This is a genomic window from Mycobacterium sp. IDUB_39 (assembly GCF_055419205.1).
Map to the genome: position 1 here is coordinate 842,199 of NZ_JBVAXF010000002.1, position 16,589 is coordinate 858,787.

The 16,589-nt window shown below is 65.3% G+C and carries 16 protein-coding genes; 10 read left to right on the plus strand and 6 right to left on the minus strand.

What is annotated here, in order from left to right:
• Positions 1 to 2: 2 nt before the first annotated feature.
• Complete coding sequence (locus ACZY0X_RS10160; protein ID WP_463770608.1) at positions 3 to 1,553, minus strand: arylsulfatase; 1,551 nt, start codon at positions 1,551 to 1,553, stop codon at positions 3 to 5.
• 641 nt (positions 1,554 to 2,194) lie between these two features.
• Here ACZY0X_RS10160 and ACZY0X_RS10165 point away from each other — a divergent pair.
• The 3 genes from ACZY0X_RS10165 to ACZY0X_RS10175 all read left to right on the plus strand — a co-directional run bounded on the left by ACZY0X_RS10165 (position 2,195) and on the right by ACZY0X_RS10175 (position 6,610).
• Complete coding sequence (locus ACZY0X_RS10165; RefSeq protein ID WP_463769943.1) at positions 2,195 to 4,288, plus strand: alkyl/aryl-sulfatase; 2,094 nt, start codon at positions 2,195 to 2,197, stop codon at positions 4,286 to 4,288.
• A gap of 203 nt (positions 4,289 to 4,491) precedes the next feature.
• Positions 4,492 to 4,944: a DUF5994 family protein gene (locus ACZY0X_RS10170; RefSeq protein WP_463769945.1), complete on the plus strand. Its 453-nt coding sequence runs from the start codon at positions 4,492 to 4,494 to the stop codon at positions 4,942 to 4,944.
• A 28-nt stretch (positions 4,945 to 4,972) separates the two neighbouring features.
• Positions 4,973 to 6,610, plus strand: coding sequence for a fatty acyl-AMP ligase (locus ACZY0X_RS10175; RefSeq protein ID WP_463769947.1), 1,638 nt, complete (start codon positions 4,973 to 4,975; stop codon positions 6,608 to 6,610).
• Positions 6,611 to 6,621: 11 nt separating this feature from the next.
• On the opposite strand, the gene ACZY0X_RS10180 is transcribed toward ACZY0X_RS10175, so the two are convergent.
• The 4 genes from ACZY0X_RS10180 to ACZY0X_RS10195 are packed head-to-tail and all read right to left on the minus strand — an operon-like array spanning position 6,622 to position 9,792.
• Positions 6,622 to 7,722 (minus strand): 3-beta-hydroxysteroid dehydrogenase, encoded by a 1,101-nt coding sequence (locus tag ACZY0X_RS10180; protein ID WP_463770610.1) that lies wholly within the window; start codon positions 7,720 to 7,722, stop codon positions 6,622 to 6,624.
• A gap of 51 nt (positions 7,723 to 7,773) precedes the next feature.
• Positions 7,774 to 7,986 (minus strand): exodeoxyribonuclease VII small subunit, encoded by a 213-nt coding sequence (locus tag ACZY0X_RS10185; RefSeq protein ID WP_241403674.1) that lies wholly within the window; start codon positions 7,984 to 7,986, stop codon positions 7,774 to 7,776.
• Positions 7,973 to 9,211, minus strand: coding sequence for an exodeoxyribonuclease VII large subunit (gene xseA, locus ACZY0X_RS10190; protein WP_463769950.1), 1,239 nt, complete (start codon positions 9,209 to 9,211; stop codon positions 7,973 to 7,975). Before xseA ends, ACZY0X_RS10185 begins: the two co-directional genes overlap by 14 nt.
• Positions 9,208 to 9,792, minus strand: a complete 585-nt coding sequence (locus ACZY0X_RS10195) for a lipid droplet-associated protein (RefSeq protein WP_463769952.1) — start codon at positions 9,790 to 9,792, stop codon at positions 9,208 to 9,210. Before ACZY0X_RS10195 ends, xseA begins: the two co-directional genes overlap by 4 nt.
• A gap of 52 nt (positions 9,793 to 9,844) precedes the next feature.
• On the opposite strand from ACZY0X_RS10195, the gene ACZY0X_RS10200 reads away from it, so the two are divergent.
• Complete coding sequence (locus ACZY0X_RS10200) at positions 9,845 to 10,846, plus strand: 4-hydroxy-3-methylbut-2-enyl diphosphate reductase (protein WP_241403677.1); 1,002 nt, start codon at positions 9,845 to 9,847, stop codon at positions 10,844 to 10,846.
• Positions 10,847 to 10,858: 12 nt separating this feature from the next.
• Here ACZY0X_RS10200 and ACZY0X_RS10205 read toward each other — a convergent pair whose 3' ends face one another.
• Positions 10,859 to 11,989: a DUF6542 domain-containing protein gene (locus ACZY0X_RS10205; RefSeq protein ID WP_463769954.1), complete on the minus strand. Its 1,131-nt coding sequence runs from the start codon at positions 11,987 to 11,989 to the stop codon at positions 10,859 to 10,861.
• Between the two features lie 84 nt (positions 11,990 to 12,073).
• On the opposite strand from ACZY0X_RS10205, the gene ychF reads away from it, so the two are divergent.
• The 6 genes from ychF to ACZY0X_RS10235 all read left to right on the plus strand — a co-directional run bounded on the left by ychF (position 12,074) and on the right by ACZY0X_RS10235 (position 16,569).
• Positions 12,074 to 13,147 (plus strand): redox-regulated ATPase YchF, encoded by a 1,074-nt coding sequence (ychF, locus tag ACZY0X_RS10210; RefSeq protein WP_241403679.1) that lies wholly within the window; start codon positions 12,074 to 12,076, stop codon positions 13,145 to 13,147.
• A 55-nt stretch (positions 13,148 to 13,202) separates the two neighbouring features.
• A complete protein-coding gene (locus tag ACZY0X_RS10215; RefSeq protein WP_463769957.1) occupies positions 13,203 to 13,751 on the plus strand; it encodes an AAA family ATPase in 549 nt (182 codons plus the stop codon).
• 29 nt (positions 13,752 to 13,780) lie between these two features.
• Complete coding sequence (locus ACZY0X_RS10220; RefSeq protein WP_463769959.1) at positions 13,781 to 14,335, plus strand: GNAT family N-acetyltransferase; 555 nt, start codon at positions 13,781 to 13,783, stop codon at positions 14,333 to 14,335.
• 225 nt (positions 14,336 to 14,560) lie between these two features.
• Positions 14,561 to 14,926 carry a nuclear transport factor 2 family protein gene (locus tag ACZY0X_RS10225; protein ID WP_463769961.1) on the plus strand — a complete coding sequence of 122 codons (366 nt, stop codon included), beginning with the start codon at positions 14,561 to 14,563 and terminating at the stop codon, positions 14,924 to 14,926.
• A gap of 12 nt (positions 14,927 to 14,938) precedes the next feature.
• Positions 14,939 to 15,775 carry a MerR family transcriptional regulator gene (locus tag ACZY0X_RS10230; protein ID WP_463769963.1) on the plus strand — a complete coding sequence of 279 codons (837 nt, stop codon included), beginning with the start codon at positions 14,939 to 14,941 and terminating at the stop codon, positions 15,773 to 15,775.
• Entirely contained in the window at positions 15,772 to 16,569 is a 798-nt protein-coding gene (locus ACZY0X_RS10235) for an SDR family oxidoreductase (protein ID WP_463769965.1), read from the plus strand. Before ACZY0X_RS10230 ends, ACZY0X_RS10235 begins: the two co-directional genes overlap by 4 nt.
• The last annotated feature ends 20 nt before the right edge of the window (positions 16,570 to 16,589 follow it).

Sequence of the window (16,589 nt, forward strand, 5' to 3'; positions counted from 1 at the left end):
TGTCAGTCCTTTGCCAGGAACTCGTGCAGTTTCTCGACCGCCTGGTCGACGCTGAAACTGGCCGGTGCGTGCCGCGGGCGGAACTCCTTGAACGTCTCCAGGAACTTTGTCGCCATGGCGGTGGCGTAGAAGACGAAGTAGTCGTGTCGCAGTAACCATTCGTAATAGGTGTTCGACGTGATGTCGGCGTACTCGAAGGGATCGGTACGCAGGTTGAACAGCTTTGGCACCCGCAGGGGGGTGAACGGTTCGGCCCAAATCCGTAGTGTGCCCGGGCAGCGCTGCTCCATGAAGACGATCTTCCAGTTCTCGAAGCGCATGGCGACCAGATCACCGTCGTCGGAGAAGTAGAAGAAGCCGCGCCGCGGGCTGTCGTCGACCTCACCGGTCAGGTAGGGGAGCAGGTTGAAACCGTCGATGTGCACCTTGTACTCGGTGTTCCCGTCGGCGCCGGCCTTATAGCCGTTCTTCAGCTTCTCGCTGATGTCCGGGTCACCCGCGGCGGCCAGGAGGGTCGGCAGCCAGTCGTGATGCTGAATGATCTCGTTCGAGACGGCGCCAGCCTCGATCTTGCCGGGCCAGCGGACCAGTTCCGGCACGCGGAACGCACCCTCCCAGTTGGTGTCCTTCTCACTTCGGAACGGGGTGGTGCCCGCGTCGGGCCAGGTGTTCCGATGTGGGCCGTTGTCGGTGGAGTAGATGACGATCGTGTCGTCGGCGATGCCGAGTTCGTCGAGGGCATCGAGGACGGTGCCGACGTTGCGGTCGTGATCGATCATCGCGTCGTGGTACTCGGACTGCCACAGGCCGGCCTGACCCCGGCTCTCTGGTTTGACGTGGGTGTAGAGGTGCATGTGGGTGAAGTTGCACCACACGAAGAACGGGGTGTCCGTCTCATGCTGGCGTTTGATGTAGTCGACGGTCGCCTGGGCGATGTCGTCGTCGATGGTCTCCATCCGCTTGGTGTTCAGCGGTCCGGTGTCCTCGATGGTCTGCTTGCCGACGGGCCCGTACTTAGGGTCGTCGGGCTCGCTGGAGACGTCGTCGGTGGCCTTGCACTTCATCACACCGCGGGGCTTGGCGAGGTTGTACAACCTCGGATAGCGGTCCTCGTGCGGGTAGTCGTAGCTCTCGGGCTCCTCTTCGGCGTTGAGGTGATAGAGGTTGCCGTAGAACTCGTCAAAGCCGTGCACAGTCGGCAGGTACTTGTTGAGATCGCCGAAGTGGTTCTTGCCGAACTGGCCGGTGGCGTAGCCCAGGGGTTTAAGTAGCTCGGCGATGGTCGGATCCTCCGCCGCCCAACCGATGTCAGCACCCGGGATGCCGACCTTGCTCATTCCGGTGCGATACACGCTTTGGCCACTGATGAACGCGGCCCGGCCCGCGGTGCAGCTTTGCTCACCGTAGGAATCGGTGAATCGCATGCCCTCCTTGGCGAGCCTGTCGATGTTCGGGGTGCGATAGCCCATGACGCCATCGCTGTAGCAACTCAGGTTGGTGATGCCGATGTCATCGCCCCAGATGACCACGATGTTCGGCTTTCCGTTGGGCATGTTGGCCTCGCTTTCATCCGACGTGGTGTGGATCCTGCTTTTGGACACTAGGGGAATGATCCGCCTGGTGTTGGCCCTCAGCAAGAATTCCACACGTGGCTCGAACCGAACATCAAGATTTGCAATAGAACTCGATTGAAGCCGTGGTACGCGCGTATTACTCATTCGGCTCGCTTTCGGCCAGCGCGTCAGTAACGCTCCAACACGCGTGCCCGAGGCCTACCATCGAAGGCATAAGCGAAGGATTGGGTACTCGCCCACGTCACGCTCCTGGGTGAGTGTGTTCAAGGGAGACAGCATGCCTCGACACGACAGACCGAACCGAGGAGACCGAGACCGGGACCGGGACGTCTACATCCAGCAGCCCCCTGTGCGTCCCGCACCCCAGGCCAAGATCGCGTGCGGTTGCCACTGCGGCACCTGCAGCGGTTCCGGGCACTGCCACAACATGGACACCGGCTGCAACGTGAGGTGACCGCGAGACGCTGGAGCGTCGAAGCGATGTGCGACCACCCGGAGTGGGCGAAATGGCCGGCTGTCCTTGCGACTGAACTTCTGCGTAGTGCATACCAATGGAATGACTACAGGACAATTCAGTGATTCGACGGCAACGCGTTTGGCGGACGTCCTACTTTCGATAAATGGACACAGAGGAGAATCGGCTAGAGCGCAACACGCATACACAGCACCCGAACGGCGGACTGTCCAGACGCACGGCGTTGAGCCGCCTGGCCGTCGTCGGCGTGGGAACGGTGGCGGCATCGTCATTGCTGGCTGCGTGTAACGACTCGGGCGGTTCTACTTCGTCGTCGGGTGGGGCGCTGACCACGGACGCCAACCCCAAGCCGGCGAGCGACGCCACCAAGGCCGCCAACCAGAAACTGCTCGACACGCTGCCGTTCAACGACACTGCGGATTTCGAGGATGCCAAGCGTGGCCTCATCGCTAAGCCCGACACGCTCACCATCACGGGCCCGGACGGCAACGTGGTCTGGGACCTGGAGGAGTACAAGAAGTACATCGCCGACGACAAGCCGTCGCCGGACACCGTTAACCCCAGCCTGTGGCGCAATGCGCAGTTGAACATGCAGTACGGACTGTTCGAGGTGGTGCCCGATCGGATCTACCAGGTGCGTGGCTACGACCTGTCTAACATCACCTTCGTCAAGGGCGACACCGGCTGGATCGTGGTCGACACGCTGATCTCGCCGGAGACGGCCAAAGCCGGCCTGGATCTGGCCAACGGGAAACTCGGTGCCCGCCCGATCGTCGCGATAGTGCACAGCCACTCCCACGTCGATCACTACGGCGGTGTTCGCGGCATCGTCTCACAGCAGGATGTCGACTCCGGCAAGGTGAAAATCATTGCGCCGCAGGCCTTTGTCGAGGACGCGGTCAGTGAGAATGTGATCGCCGGCAACGCGATGTCTCGCCGTGCGGTCTACATGTATGGTGCGTTGCTGCCACGGAACGCCCAGGGCGGGGTGAATGGTGGTCTGGGGCAAACCGTGTCGACCGGAGTGCCGACGCTGATCATCCCGACCGACATCATCAGCACCACCGGCACGAAGATGACCGTCGACGGTGTCGACATGGAGTTCCAGATGACGCCGGGTACCGAGGCGCCGACCGAGATGAACACCTTCTTCCCGCAGTTCAAGGCCATGTGGATGGCAGAGAACACCACCAACACCATGCACAATCTGCTGACGCTGCGCGGCGCTCAGGTGCGCGACGCGCGCATCTGGGCGAGCTTCCTCGACGAGACGATCCGGACCTATGGCCCCAATACGGAGGTCAAGTTCCAGAGTCACCACTGGCCGAAGTGGGGCAACGCCAACATCATTGACTACTGGAAGCGGCAGCGTGACATGTACAAGTACATGCACGACCAGTCGGTGCGGCTGATGAATCAGGGACTGGTGGGCTCCGAGATCGCAGAGGAGATCCAGTTCCCGCCAGAGATCAACAATTTCTGGCCCGACCGCGGTTATTACGGCACGCTGAAGCACAACTCGCGGGCGGTGTACCAGCGCTATATGGGCTGGTATGACGGCAATCCGTCCGACCTCGACGACCTGCCTCCAGCGGAGGCGGCCAAGAAGTACGTCGAGTACATGGGCGGTGAGGAGGCGGTCCTCGAGAAGGCGCAGAACGACTTCGACAACGGCAACTATCGCTGGACCGCGATGGTGCTCAAACAGGTGGTTTTCGCGAATCCGGATAGCGTGCACGGCAAGAATCTGCTGGCCGACAGTTATGAGCAGATGGGGTATCAGGCCGAGTCGGGGTCGTGGCGTTCGGTGTACCTGCAGGGGGCCTATGAGCTACGCAATGGGGTGCCGGACTCCGGCGGTACGGACACCGCAAGTCCGGACACCATCAATGCGATGCCGCCGGAGATGATGTTCGACTACCTGGGTGTGCGGCTCAACGGGCCGAGGGCCGCGGGAAAGAAGATCACCCTCAACGTCGATTTCACGGACCTGAACAAGCAGTATGTGCTCACCGTGGAGAACGGCGTACTCAACTACGGGCCTGCGCCGATTCCGAATGCGGACGCCAGCCTCAAGCTGACCAAGGCGACGATGAACGAGATTCAGATGGGCAAGTTGAAGCTCACCGACGGCATCGACCAGAACAAGGTGACGCTCGAGGGCAATCGCCAATCGGTCGACGAATTCGTGGGCCTACTCGACACCTTCCCGTTCTGGTTCAACATCGTCACGCCCTGACGTGGCACCGCAGCGCGGGTATCACGAGGTTGTGGGGGATTCGTCACGAACGAGCCACGATCGGTTCGCCGAGCCGAAACGCGCGGCGCGCATCGGTGTTCGCGAAGTGCCTGCGTTACGCTCAAGGAGTCGCAGGTTCCTCGCGTTCCCGCCGAGCGGTGACCGTCTGCGACGTGTGCGTATAACGGATGGGAGCACCATCCATGGTGCTGAACTCTCCTGTGGCCAACAAGGCCCCCCGGTTGGTGTTCTGCAACAGATCGGCCACCCGCGGCGGCGTCGATGCCGCGTGGCTGCCCGGCAGCAACAACCTTGGCGCCGAACTGCCCGACCTGCTTGCGGTCATCGGATCGATGATCGGCGAGGTCCGACGCGTTGTTTACGACCCACGGTCCTGGACCAAGACGCCGTCGCGCATGATCCGGCGCGGCGTGGCAATCTCCATCGATCCCTACCCGATGGTGACGTGCGAGACGATCTACCTGATCGGCACGCACTCCCGGGACGCCGTGATCTACGTCTTCCCGCAGACGTGCACCACCGCGGTCGTGGACCGAGTCCTGGACGCCATCCGCGACTCCGAGGCACCGATGGACACGTCGGTGCTGCGACATCTGCTGGGCCGATTCTCGACTGTCGAGGCCGAAACGGCGTGACGGGGTGCGTCAAAGGACAGAGCCGGCCATGAGCAGGTTCTGTGACGCAATGTTCGCCAATGCGCGAACCAGCACGCGGGGGATCGTCACCGGCGACCCTCACGCGCCCATCCGGCACAGCTGGGCCGAGGTGCACGAACGTGCCCGCCACATCGCCGGGGGTCTCGCCGCGGCAGGCGTCGGACCCGGCGACGCGGTCGCCGTGCTGGCGGGCGCCCCCGCCGAGATCGCCCCCACCGCGCAGGCCGTCTGGATGCGGGCGGCCACCCTGACGATGTTGCACCAGCCGACGCCCCGCACGGACCTCATGGTGTGGGCAGAGGAAACGGGTCGGGTGGTCGACGCGCTCGGCGCGGCGGCAGTGGTGGTGTCGGACCCGTTCATGGCGGCCGCACCGTTCCTAGCCGAACGTGGCGTCACTGTCCTGGTGCCCGCCGATCTGATGGCGGTCGAGCCCGTCGAGCCTCTCGAGACCGCCGAGGACGACATCGCACTGCTTCAGTTGACGTCCGGTTCGACGGGCCCGCCGAGGGCCGTCCGGATCACGCACCGGAACCTGGTGTCCAACGCTGAGGCCATGTTCGTCGGCGCCGAGTATGACCTGGACACCGACGTCATCGTGAGCTGGCTTCCGCTGTTCCACGACATGGGCATGACCGGCTTTCTGATCGTGCCGATGTACTTCGGCGCCGAGCTGGTCAAGGTCACGCCGATGGACTTCCTCACCGATATTCTGTTGTGGCCCAGGCTTATCGACAAGTACAAGGGCACTATGACGGCCGCGCCCAACTTCGCCTACGCGCTGCTGGCCAAGCGGCTCCGCAGGCAGGCCGACCCCGGTGAGTTCGACCTCTCCTCGCTGAGATGGGCACTCTCGGGCGCCGAGCAGGTCGAGCCCGCGGTGGTCGAGGACCTGTGTGACGCTGGCGCGCCGTTCGGGCTCCGCAGGGAGGCGATTCTGCCCGCGTACGGGATGGCCGAGGCCACCGTGGCGGTGTCGTTCGCGGTCTGCGGCGCGGGCCTCGTCGTCGATGAGATCGACGCCGACATGCTCGCGGTGCTGCACAGGGCGGTTCCCGCGACGTCGGGCAACGTGCGCAGGCTCGCGACCCTCGGGCCGGTACTGAGCGGGCTGGAGGTTCGCATCGTCGACGAGGACGAGAACCCGTTGCCGACGCGTGGGGTCGGTGTCATCCAGGTGCGCGGCGAGCCGGTCTCGCCGGGCTACACCACCGAGGGCGGATTTATCCCGGCGCAGGACGATCTGGGCTGGTATGACACCGGCGACCTGGGCTACCTGACCGAACGCGACCACATCGTGGTGTGCGGGCGGGTCAAGGACGTCATCATCATGGCCGGCCGCAATGTCTACCCCACCGACATCGAGCGAGCCGCACTGCGCGTGGTCGGAGTGCGGCCCGGTTGTGCCGTCGCGGTGCGGTTGAACGCGGGGCACTCCCGGGAGTCGTTCGCCGTCGCGGTCGAGTCGAATGCCTTCGAGGACCGGTCCGAGGTTCGGCGCATCCAGAAGGCAGTGGCGCACGAGGTGTTCGCCGAGGTCGACGTGCGGCCGCGCAACGTCGTGGTGCTGGCGCCGGGCGCCATTCCGAAGACACCGTCGGGCAAGCTGCGTCGGGCGCACGCCCTGTCACTGGTCGGCGGATAGCGACCCGAGGTCTATGCCGGGGCGGGCGATTTCTGTCCGGCGGCCTTCATCGACGCGAAGAGATCGGTGTAGTAGGGCAGGCACTCGGCCAACGCCTGCTCGGTGGTGAACAGCGGCTGGTATCCCAGATCGCGCTTGGCCTTCGCGATGGAGAAGTAGTTGTCCAGCGAGATCCGCTCTATGGCAAGGGGTTCCAGCAGCGGCTTGGGCAGACCGAAGCGGAAGTGCAGCCACTGCCACACCCGCATGACGAATCCGACGAGTTTGCCGGGTACCCGGAACGTCGGGAACGGTGCGCCACACGCCTCGACCACCGGTCGGGAGAACTCGAACATGTTGATCGGCTCACCGTCGTTGATGAAGTACGCCTGCCCGGGTGCGGACCCACCGGGAACGAGGTGCTCGCCAGCCAGGATGAAACCGTGAATCAGGTTGTGCACGTAGGAGTTGTCGAGCTTGACGTCCTTGCTGCCGACGAGCACCTTGACGTGGCCGGCGAGCACGCTCTCGAACACCTTGCGGAACATCGTCTGATCGCCGCGGCCCCAGATGCCACTGGGCCGGATCGAGCAGGTGAGCATGCCCGCCTCGCCGTTCTGTCCGAGGACGAACTTCTCGGCCACCACCTTGGTCTCGGTGTAGAGGTCGTTGAAGCGGTCGGTGTAGGGCAGTGTCTCATCGCCGCCGGAGATCACCTGGCCGCCCATCACGACGCTGTTGGACGCGGTGTAGACGAACCGTTTGACACCCGCGGCCTGCGCGGCGTGCACGAGGTTCTCGGTGCCGCCGACGTTCACGGCGAAGCTGCGCTGCCGGTACTCGTCGGTGACAGAGCCGCCGCCCATCAGGTCGATGATCGCGGCAGTGTGGATCACGGTGTCGATGCCGTCCACCGCGCGGGCCACGTCATCGGCGTTGGTGATGTCGCCGACGACGGCCTCCAGGCCGGCATGATCGGGCAACGGTGACGGGGCACGGTCGAAGGAGCGGACCCGATGCCCGCGGTCGAGGAGTTCGGTCACCAGGTTGGCGCCGACGAAGCCGGAACCCCCGGTCACCAGGACACGGCCGAGTTCAGTGGTCAGCGTTGGATCACCCATGCCGACGAGAATAACTGAAACGTGTTCCAGTCTCGACTGGCGGCGCCGAGACCGGTTGCGACCTCAACTATCGTCGGGGTCCTTGGCGGCCAGCGTCTGTTCCACCTTCTGGCGGGCGCCCTCGAGGTGCTCTTCGCATCGTTTAGCCAGCTCCTCGCCTCGCTCCCAGAGCTTCAACGAGGTATCGAGGTCGAGCCCGCCCTGTTCCAAACGGCGCACCACCTCGATGAGTTCATCGCGGGATTCCTCGTACCCCAATTGACTAATGGGCTTCATCCAACCCCTCACTCATTGCCGTGACGGCGCCATCGGCGACGCGAACTCTCAGGCGGGTGCCAGCTGGTGCATCGTCAGTCGAGCGCAGCACCGATGTCTCACCCGACTCGGACACCGCCTGCACGACCGCGTAGCCACGCGCCAGTGTGGCCGCCGGGCCCAGTGTGGCAAGCCGGGCCGACACGTGTTCGATGCGGTCGGTCTCGGTGGCGATCAGGCGGGTCACGTCACGCCGGGCCGCGGTCACCGCGCGGTGGACCTCCTCTGCGCGCGCCGTCAGTGCGGCCAGCGGTTGCGCCAGGACGGGCCTGCTGTGCAGCTGGCCGACTACGTGCTGTTCGCGGCGCACCCAGTTGCGCAGGGCCTGCGCGCTGCGCCGCCGAAGATCGGTCACCAGTGCCTGCTCGGCGGCGGCGTCGGGCACGATCCGCTTGGCCGCGTCGGTCGGGGTTGCCGCGCGCACATCGGCGACCAGATCGCACAGCGGGCTGTCAGGCTCGTGCCCGATGGCGCTCACCACCGGTGTGGTGCATGCGGCGATCGCCCGGCACAGCGTCTCGTCGGAGAACGGCAGCAGCGCGTCGACGTCACCGCCGCCGCGAGCCAGCACGATCACGTCGACGTCGGGATCGGCGTCCAGATCGCGCAACGCCTCCACCACCTGCGCCACGGTGCTGGGCCCCTGCACCGCGGTGTTGCGGATCGCGAACCGCACAGCGGGCCAACGGCTCTGCGCGACCGAAATGACGTCGCGCTCGGCGGCCGAGGCTCGACCGGTGATGAGCCCTACGGTGTTGGGCAGGAACGGGATCGACCGTTTCAGCCGGGCATCGAACAGGCCCTCGGCCTCGAGGAGCTTGCGCAGTCGCAGGATGCGCTCCAGCAGCTCACCGATGCCGACCGCACGGATCTCGGTGACCCGCAACGAGAACGTGCCGCGACCGGTGTGGAAGTTGGGCTTGCCGTGCATGATCACCTGCACGCCCTCGGCGAGCCGCACCGGCGCGTTGACCACCAGGTCGCGCGGGCAGATCACGGACAGCGACATGTCGGCGGCCGGGTCGCGCAGCATGATGAACACCACGGTGGGGCGGATGTTCATCTGGGCGATCTGGCCCTCCACCCACACCGTGCCCAGTCGGTCGATGTACTTGGCGACGCGGGTGGCGACGGCACGCACCGGCCAGGGGTTGTCCGGGGACTTGCCCTGTTCGGGTTCGGTCACTTCGCGCTGGCGCGGGTGATCCTGTTGGCCAGAAGCGTCTGGAACGGTGCGCGTGCCGTGGTCGACTCCTCGTAGGCCAGCAGCGCCTCGAGATCGTTGACGCGCAGCGATGGCAGTCGGGCACGCAACTGGGCCAGGGTCAGCGACTGGTAGTCCAATTCGGCGACCACGGTGGGCGCCTCGGCGGTCGTGACCGTCGGCCTGCCGGAGTCGGACTTTCCGGGCTCGCCCGTGCTGTAGAGGGCGAACCGTCCCTCGGTGAGGCGTTCACCGTCACGACGCTCACCGGCGTCGGAGATATCCGTCACGCCGGCGAAGTCGGCGTCGTCCGCGTTGAGATCCTCATCGAACGTCGCCCACTCGGCCTGCTCGTCCTTCGGCGGGAACAAGGTGTCGAGTGCCTGGTCGCCCCTGTCGACCAGGTCCGCGACGTCCTGCTGCATCTTCATGACGATGTGCGCCACCTGGCTGGCCATCGTCATGGGGTAGGTCAGGATCGTGTGCGGCAGCTTGCGCGTTTCCTCGAGTGCGGTCACCGCTGCGCCTACCAGCAGACGGACCCCATACGGTGCAGTAGCCATGGGTGCAGCCTACGGCTGGCAGGTCGGGGTCGCGGGAAAGTACCCTCAAGGCATGGCATCGACGATCAACATGGGCATTCCTGGTGCCACCGCCTCGATCGTTGAACGGACGACGGGCAAGCGAGTCCTCCTGGCAGAGCCGCGTGGCTACTGCGCGGGCGTCGACCGTGCGGTCGAGACCGTGGAGCGCGCGCTCGAGAAGCACGGCGCGCCGGTGTACGTCCGGCACGAGATCGTGCACAACGTCCACGTCGTCGAAACGTTGGCCAAGGCCGGCGCGATCTTCGTCGACGAGACCGATGAGGTGCCCGAGGGCTCCATCGTGGTGTTCTCCGCGCACGGTGTGGCGCCGACGGTGCACGTCAACGCCGCTGAGCGCGACCTGAAGGTCATCGACGCGACGTGTCCGCTGGTGACCAAGGTGCACAACGAGGCCAAGCGATTCGCCCGTGACGACTACGACATCCTGCTCATCGGCCACGAGGGCCACGAGGAGGTGGTCGGCACCGCCGGTGAGGCGCCCGATCACGTGCAGCTCGTCGACGGGCCGGACGCGGTCGACAACGTCGTCGTGCGGGATCTGAACAAGGTCATCTGGCTGTCGCAGACCACGCTGAGCGTCGACGAGACCATGGAGACCGTGCGCAGGTTGCGTGAGCGCTTCCCGACGCTTCAGGATCCGCCGAGCGATGACATCTGCTACGCGACACAGAACCGTCAGGTGGCGGTCAAGGCCATGGCGCCGGAGTGCGAACTCGTCATCGTGGTCGGTTCGCGGAACTCGTCGAACTCGGTGCGCCTGGTCGAGGTGGCGCTGGGCGCCGGGTCCGAGGCGTCCTACCTGGTCGACTACGCCGAGGACATCGATCCGGCCTGGCTGGAGGGCGTGACGAGCGTCGGCGTCACCTCGGGGGCTTCCGTGCCCGAGGTGCTGGTGCGTGGGGTGCTCGAGCGGCTCGCCGAGTACGGATTCGACACGGTTCAGCCCGTCACCACCGCCAACGAGACGTTGGTGTTCGCACTGCCCAGGGAGATTCGCGCGCCCCGGCGCTGAGCACGACTCGCGTTAGCTGTCGTACTCCCACGCATCGGGGGTCGCGTTGCGGGAGCGGCGCGGCCGCGTCCGATGCTCGACGCGAGGCTCCTCGTCATCTGAACCTCGGTAGCGCACCCTCGACACCGGGTGGTGCGTCGAGGGGCCTGCACCGTTGGTCTGGGCTGGCTCGTGCGGTTCATACGCCGGGTAGTCGGGCATGCGGTGGCGGCGTTCCTGACGCTCCGGGCGTTCGTAGCGCTCCGGACGTTCGTAGCGGTCGGCGCGCTCGCGTCGCACCGGTCGCTCCCCGCGCTCGGGGGCGCCGCGGCGGCCCACGGGGGGCGCGTTGCGGCGGTCGCGGACCTCGTCGCCCTGCGGGCGGCGGCGTCGAGGGGCAGCGGCCGGGTCGACGGGAGGACCACCCGGGCGGGGCCGACGCGGACGGCTCGGCATCGGCTCGAAGGTCTCGGTCTCGGGGGGCCGGGCGTGACGTGACCGCGAGGACTCCGACGGTCTGGACCTGCGCGCTGGCCGCGGCGCATCGTCATCGAGTGCAGAGCGCGTGGGGCGCTCGATCGTGTGCCGCCGGCTTCGTCGTGACGGCTCGGCCTCGGTCGTCGGCTTCGACGAGAAGCGCGAGACCAACTTGGCGATGGCGGCGGCCGCGGCGCTGGTGCCCTCCGCGGGTTCCTCGGCGGCGGCCTCGTCTGCCGGTTCGCCACGATGCGCCGTCATCCCCAGATACCAACGCGCCATCCCGATTAGCAGCACGCTCGCCGCGGTCAGGAACATCAGCGGGAAGCGCTCGATCAGCGGATAGCCACAGTTGATCAGGATGTCCTTGATGCCGGCGATCTCGCTGCTGTGGAAGGCGAAGTATGCCGACGGGACCGCGACGAACAGGATCAGCGGCGGCTGGATCACGGCGCTGAACAGACCGGACTGCTGGACCGCGAGAACCGCGAGAACACACCCAGTGACGTAGCACACGGCGAAGGCGGCGCTCAGCGATTTGGTGCCCGACCCCGCGTCGTAGGCGAACCCGATCGCAGTGAGCGTGATCGCCAGCACAACCGCGCCCCACCAGGGAATACCGGGGATCTGCGGCAGCGCCGAACGTTGGGCCGCCGGGACCGCCGACCGCGCGCGCTGACCTGACACACGTCGACCGTACCGGCAATCACTCCATGCGCGCTGGCAGCATGCTCCGGCGTGCCTGGCCATGGCGCCTAGACTGTTCAATCCGTGGGCCTCAACCTCGGAATCGTCGGACTGCCGAACGTGGGTAAGTCAACTTTGTTCAACGCGCTGACACGCAATGACGTGCTCGCCGCCAACTACCCCTTCGCGACAATCGAGCCGAACGAGGGCGTCGTGCCGCTGCCCGATCCTCGGCTGGCCAAGCTGGCGGAGCTGTTCGGCTCCGAGAAGCTCGTGCCGGCGCCGGTGACCTTCGTGGACATCGCCGGGATCGTGAAGGGCGCATCGGAGGGTGCGGGGCTGGGCAACAAGTTCCTGGCCAACATCCGCGAGTGCGACGCGATCTGTCAGGTGGTGCGCGTCTTCGCCGACGACGACGTGGTGCACGTCGACGGCAGGGTGGACCCGGCCTCTGACATCGAGGTGATCGAGACCGAGCTGATCCTCGCCGACATGCAGACGTTGGAGAAGGCGGTGCCTCGCCTTGAGAAGGAGGCCCGCACCAACAAGGACCGCAAACCGGTGTACGAGGCGGCGCTCGCGGCGCAGACGGTGCTCAACGAGGGCACGACGCTGTTCGCGGCGGGCGCTGACGTCGCACTGCTGCGCGAGCTGAACCTGATGACCACCAAGCCGTTCCTCTACGTCTTCAACGCCGACGAGTCGGTGCTGACCGACGAGGCCCGCAAGGCTGAGCTGCGCGCCCTGGTCGCGCCCGCCGACGCGGTGTTCCTCGACGCGAAGATCGAGGCCGAGCTTCAGGAACTCGACGACGAGTCGGCCGCCGAGCTGCTCGAGTCGATCGGCCAGACCGAACACGGCCTGGATGCCCTGGCACGGGCGGGCTTTCACACGCTGAAGTTGCAGACCTATCTCACGGCTGGGCCCAAGGAGGCTCGGGCGTGGACGATCCATCAGGGCGATACCGCGCCGAAGGCCGCCGGTGTCATCCACACGGACTTCGAGAAGGGCTTCATCAAGGCCGAGATCGTGTCGTTCGACGATCTGGTGGAGGCGGGTTCGATGGCCGCCGCCAAGGCCGCCGGCAAGGTCCGCATGGAGGGCAAGGATTACGTCATGGTCGACGGTGACGTCGTGGAGTTCCGCTTCAACGTCTAGGTGAGCTGGGCCAAAACCGTTCGCAATCCGACGCGCTGGCCATGCAATATTGGGTGTGTCCATCATCGTGATCACCGGCATCCAGGCAGCCGGCAAATCGACAGTTGCCCAAGCGCTGGCAGAGAGTCTGCCGAACAGCGTCCACGTTCGGGGGGACGTGTTCCGCCGCATGATCGTGAACGGTCGGGTCGAGATGGATCCCGCGACTCCAGAGCCCAAGGCATTGGAGCAACTGGCGCTGCGGTACGAGTTGGCGGCCGAAACAGCAGACCGCTACGCGCAAGCAGGGTTCACGGTTGTCCTGCAGGACATCATCCTTGGCGAATATCTGCAAGACGTCGTCAACCACATCCGAACGCGTCCACTCTTCGTGGTGGTGTTGGCCCCCTCAGTCGCCGCCGTCGTTGATCGGGACCGGGAACGGCAATTAGGCCGCGCAAAGGTTGCGTACAGACCGGGTGACGAGGACATCGCGATGCTTGATCACACGCTCCGCTCGACCACCCCGCGAATCGGCTACTGGCTTGATACGTCCGAGCTGAGCGTTGCGGACACGGTGGCTGACATTCACGAGCATTTGGAGTCCTCGGCCCGCATCGTGTAGCCACGAAGAGGGACCAGTTAGGAGACGAAGTGACGATTGCCGATGGCTTGCCCTGCGGCGAAGGCGATGTGATCGTGCGGCGGTTGGGCCATGGTGATGCGGAGGCTTTCGCCGCCGGTACCAGGGATGCCGCCGTTCGACAGCATGGGCACCTTCCCTTATCTGAGTACTCCGCTGAGATCGTGCGCGAACAGATCGATGGTGTGATCTCTCAAGGCTTGAACGACGGCTCGCTCGCGGTGCTCGGGATCGCAGACGCGCCGTCCGACAGGTTCTTGGGCAGCATCGTCCTGTTCGACTTCCGCGAAGACCGTGCAGAGGTCGGGTTCTGGCTGACTCCTGAGGCCCGAGGCCGGGGTGTGGCGCAGAAGGCCTTGCGAGCCGTCGCACGCGTGGCAGCGCATGCGGGGCTGACCCACTTGGACGCTTGGACGGTCCAGGAGAACGAGGGCTCCCGCCGGGTGTTGGAGGGCGTTGGATTCGTTCAGACGGGTGCGCCCGGTGAGCACGTCGCTCCTTCGGGAGAGAAGGTGACCGGTTTGACGTTCGAACGTTCCGTAGTGGAGTTCAGGTTCAACGTCTGAGTGAGTTCAACGTGGCGGCCAACGACCTTCTTGCAGACGTCGGCGCGATTCTCGCGAGTTCTGCACGGTGGTCGTGGGCGCACCGTCGACCACGACTCTCGCGCAGAAGTCGGCGACGACTGGCCTCGGGCGCACGGCGACGTTCAACAGCTTGACTCTCCCCTAACAGGAGGGCAGAGGCTGGTGTCCGACGATCATCCGACGTCAGGACGCAAGAAGAGAGCTATGACTGCACAGCTGACACTCGACCCCGCCATCACCGCGCACATCACCGCGATCAACAGCCACGACGTGGACGCGATCATGGACACCTTCGCAGACGATGCCCTGGTCAACGACTTTCAGCGGGAGTTCTGGGGGCGTGACCACATTCGCGCCTTCATCGCCAAGGAGTTCGTCGGCGACCACGTAACGATCGAACCGGTCGAGATCGTCGACAACGCCGGCATGTGGTGCGTACGGTGCCGCTACGACGGTGACTACGACAAGACCGGTCTGCCGGATCCGTTGGTCATGACCAGCTACATCCGCCTGCGTGACGGCAAGATCGTCAGCCTGTTCGTCATCAACAACACCGAACCGCAGTATTGACCGGGAGCCGCCATGAGCATCACCGTTTCCGTTGGGCAGTTCGCCACGATGACCCACCTCAGCGTGAAGACGCTGCGCCACTATCACCACGTCGGGCTACTCGAGCCGGTGCACGTCGACTCCGCGACCGGCTATCGCTACTACTCGCTCGACCAGCTGCCCACCGCCCAACTGATCCGCCGACTACGCGACCTGCGCATGCCCGTCGCCGACGTCCGAGATGTCCTTGTCGCGCAAAACCCCAGCGACCGCGAATCCTTGATCGCAGCCCACATCGACCACCTCGAAGCAGAGCTGGCCCAGACCAAGGCCGCCGTCAATTCGCTTCGCGCGCTGATGAACAACGCGGCGAGTTCGCAGCCCGTGCGCCGTCGCGCCGAGCCGACCACCCCGGCGGTCGCCATCACCGACACTGTCGATCCCACCGACATCGAAACCTGGTGGAGCGAGGCGCTATACGACGTTCGGGAGGCCGTACGGTCGGGCCGACTCGACCAAACCGGACCTGCGAGCGGGATATACGACGAAAGCCTGTTTCAACACGAACCGGGCCAAGCCACCGTCTTCATCCCCGTCACCACCCCACGGCGATCGGGGCGCGTCAATCCAATTGTCGTGCCCGCTGCGGAGGTTGTCGTGACGACCCACCACGGCTCAGCGGCCGACATCGACCTCGCCTACGCCGAGCTTGGCCGCTACATCGCCAGCCACGACCTCGCCGTCGGACCACGCATCCGCGAGTACTACCACTGCGATCACACGCACACGCCAGACACCGCCCAATGGAGAACCGAAGTCGTCTGGCCCATCACCGACGTCCTCCCACGCCAAACATCAGGAGCATCATGACATCCGCCACCGCCACCATCACCCAAACGTCGGCAGACCTGGCTGGGAAACGCGCCCTCGTCACCGGCGGGACCCGCGGCATCGGCAAGGGCATCACCGATCAGCTACGAGCGGCGGGCGCAACCGTCATCGTCGCCGCACGCACCACACCCGACGCGCCGACTGAGGGATTCGTCAAAGCCGATATCTCCACTGTCAGCGGGACGTCAGCTCTCGCGGAGCAGATTCTGGAGTCACTCGGCGGCTTGGACATCCTGATTCACAACGTCGGTGGCTCCGACATCAAACCCGGCGGCACTGTGTCCCTGACTGATGACGACTGGCAGCAGGGCTTCGAGAAGAACTTCTTCGGTGCCGTGCGACTCGACCGGGCGCTCACGCCCACCATGATCGAGAACAGGAGTGGAGCCATCGTTCACATCACCTCAGTGCAGCGTCGCAGCCCCATGCCCGGCATGGCACCCTACGCAGCGGCGAAGGCAGCTCTCGCCAACTACAGCAAGGCACTGTCGAACGATTTGGCGCAGTACGGCATTCGCGTCAACAGCGTCTCGCCCGGATTCATAGAGACCGAAGCCGCGAAGGAGTTCACCAGCCGACACGCCGAAGCCCGCCAGATCAGCGTTGCCGCGGCGCGTGAGGAGATCATCGAATCGATCGGCGGAATCCCGCTCGGCCAACCTGGCACGCCTCACGATGTGGGGGAGTTGGTTGCGTTTCTCGTCTCTGACAGGGCCGGCTACCTCACTGGCGCGGAGTACCTCATCGACGGTGGCAGCACGCGCACAATCTGAGGTGGCGGCTTATCGGTGAC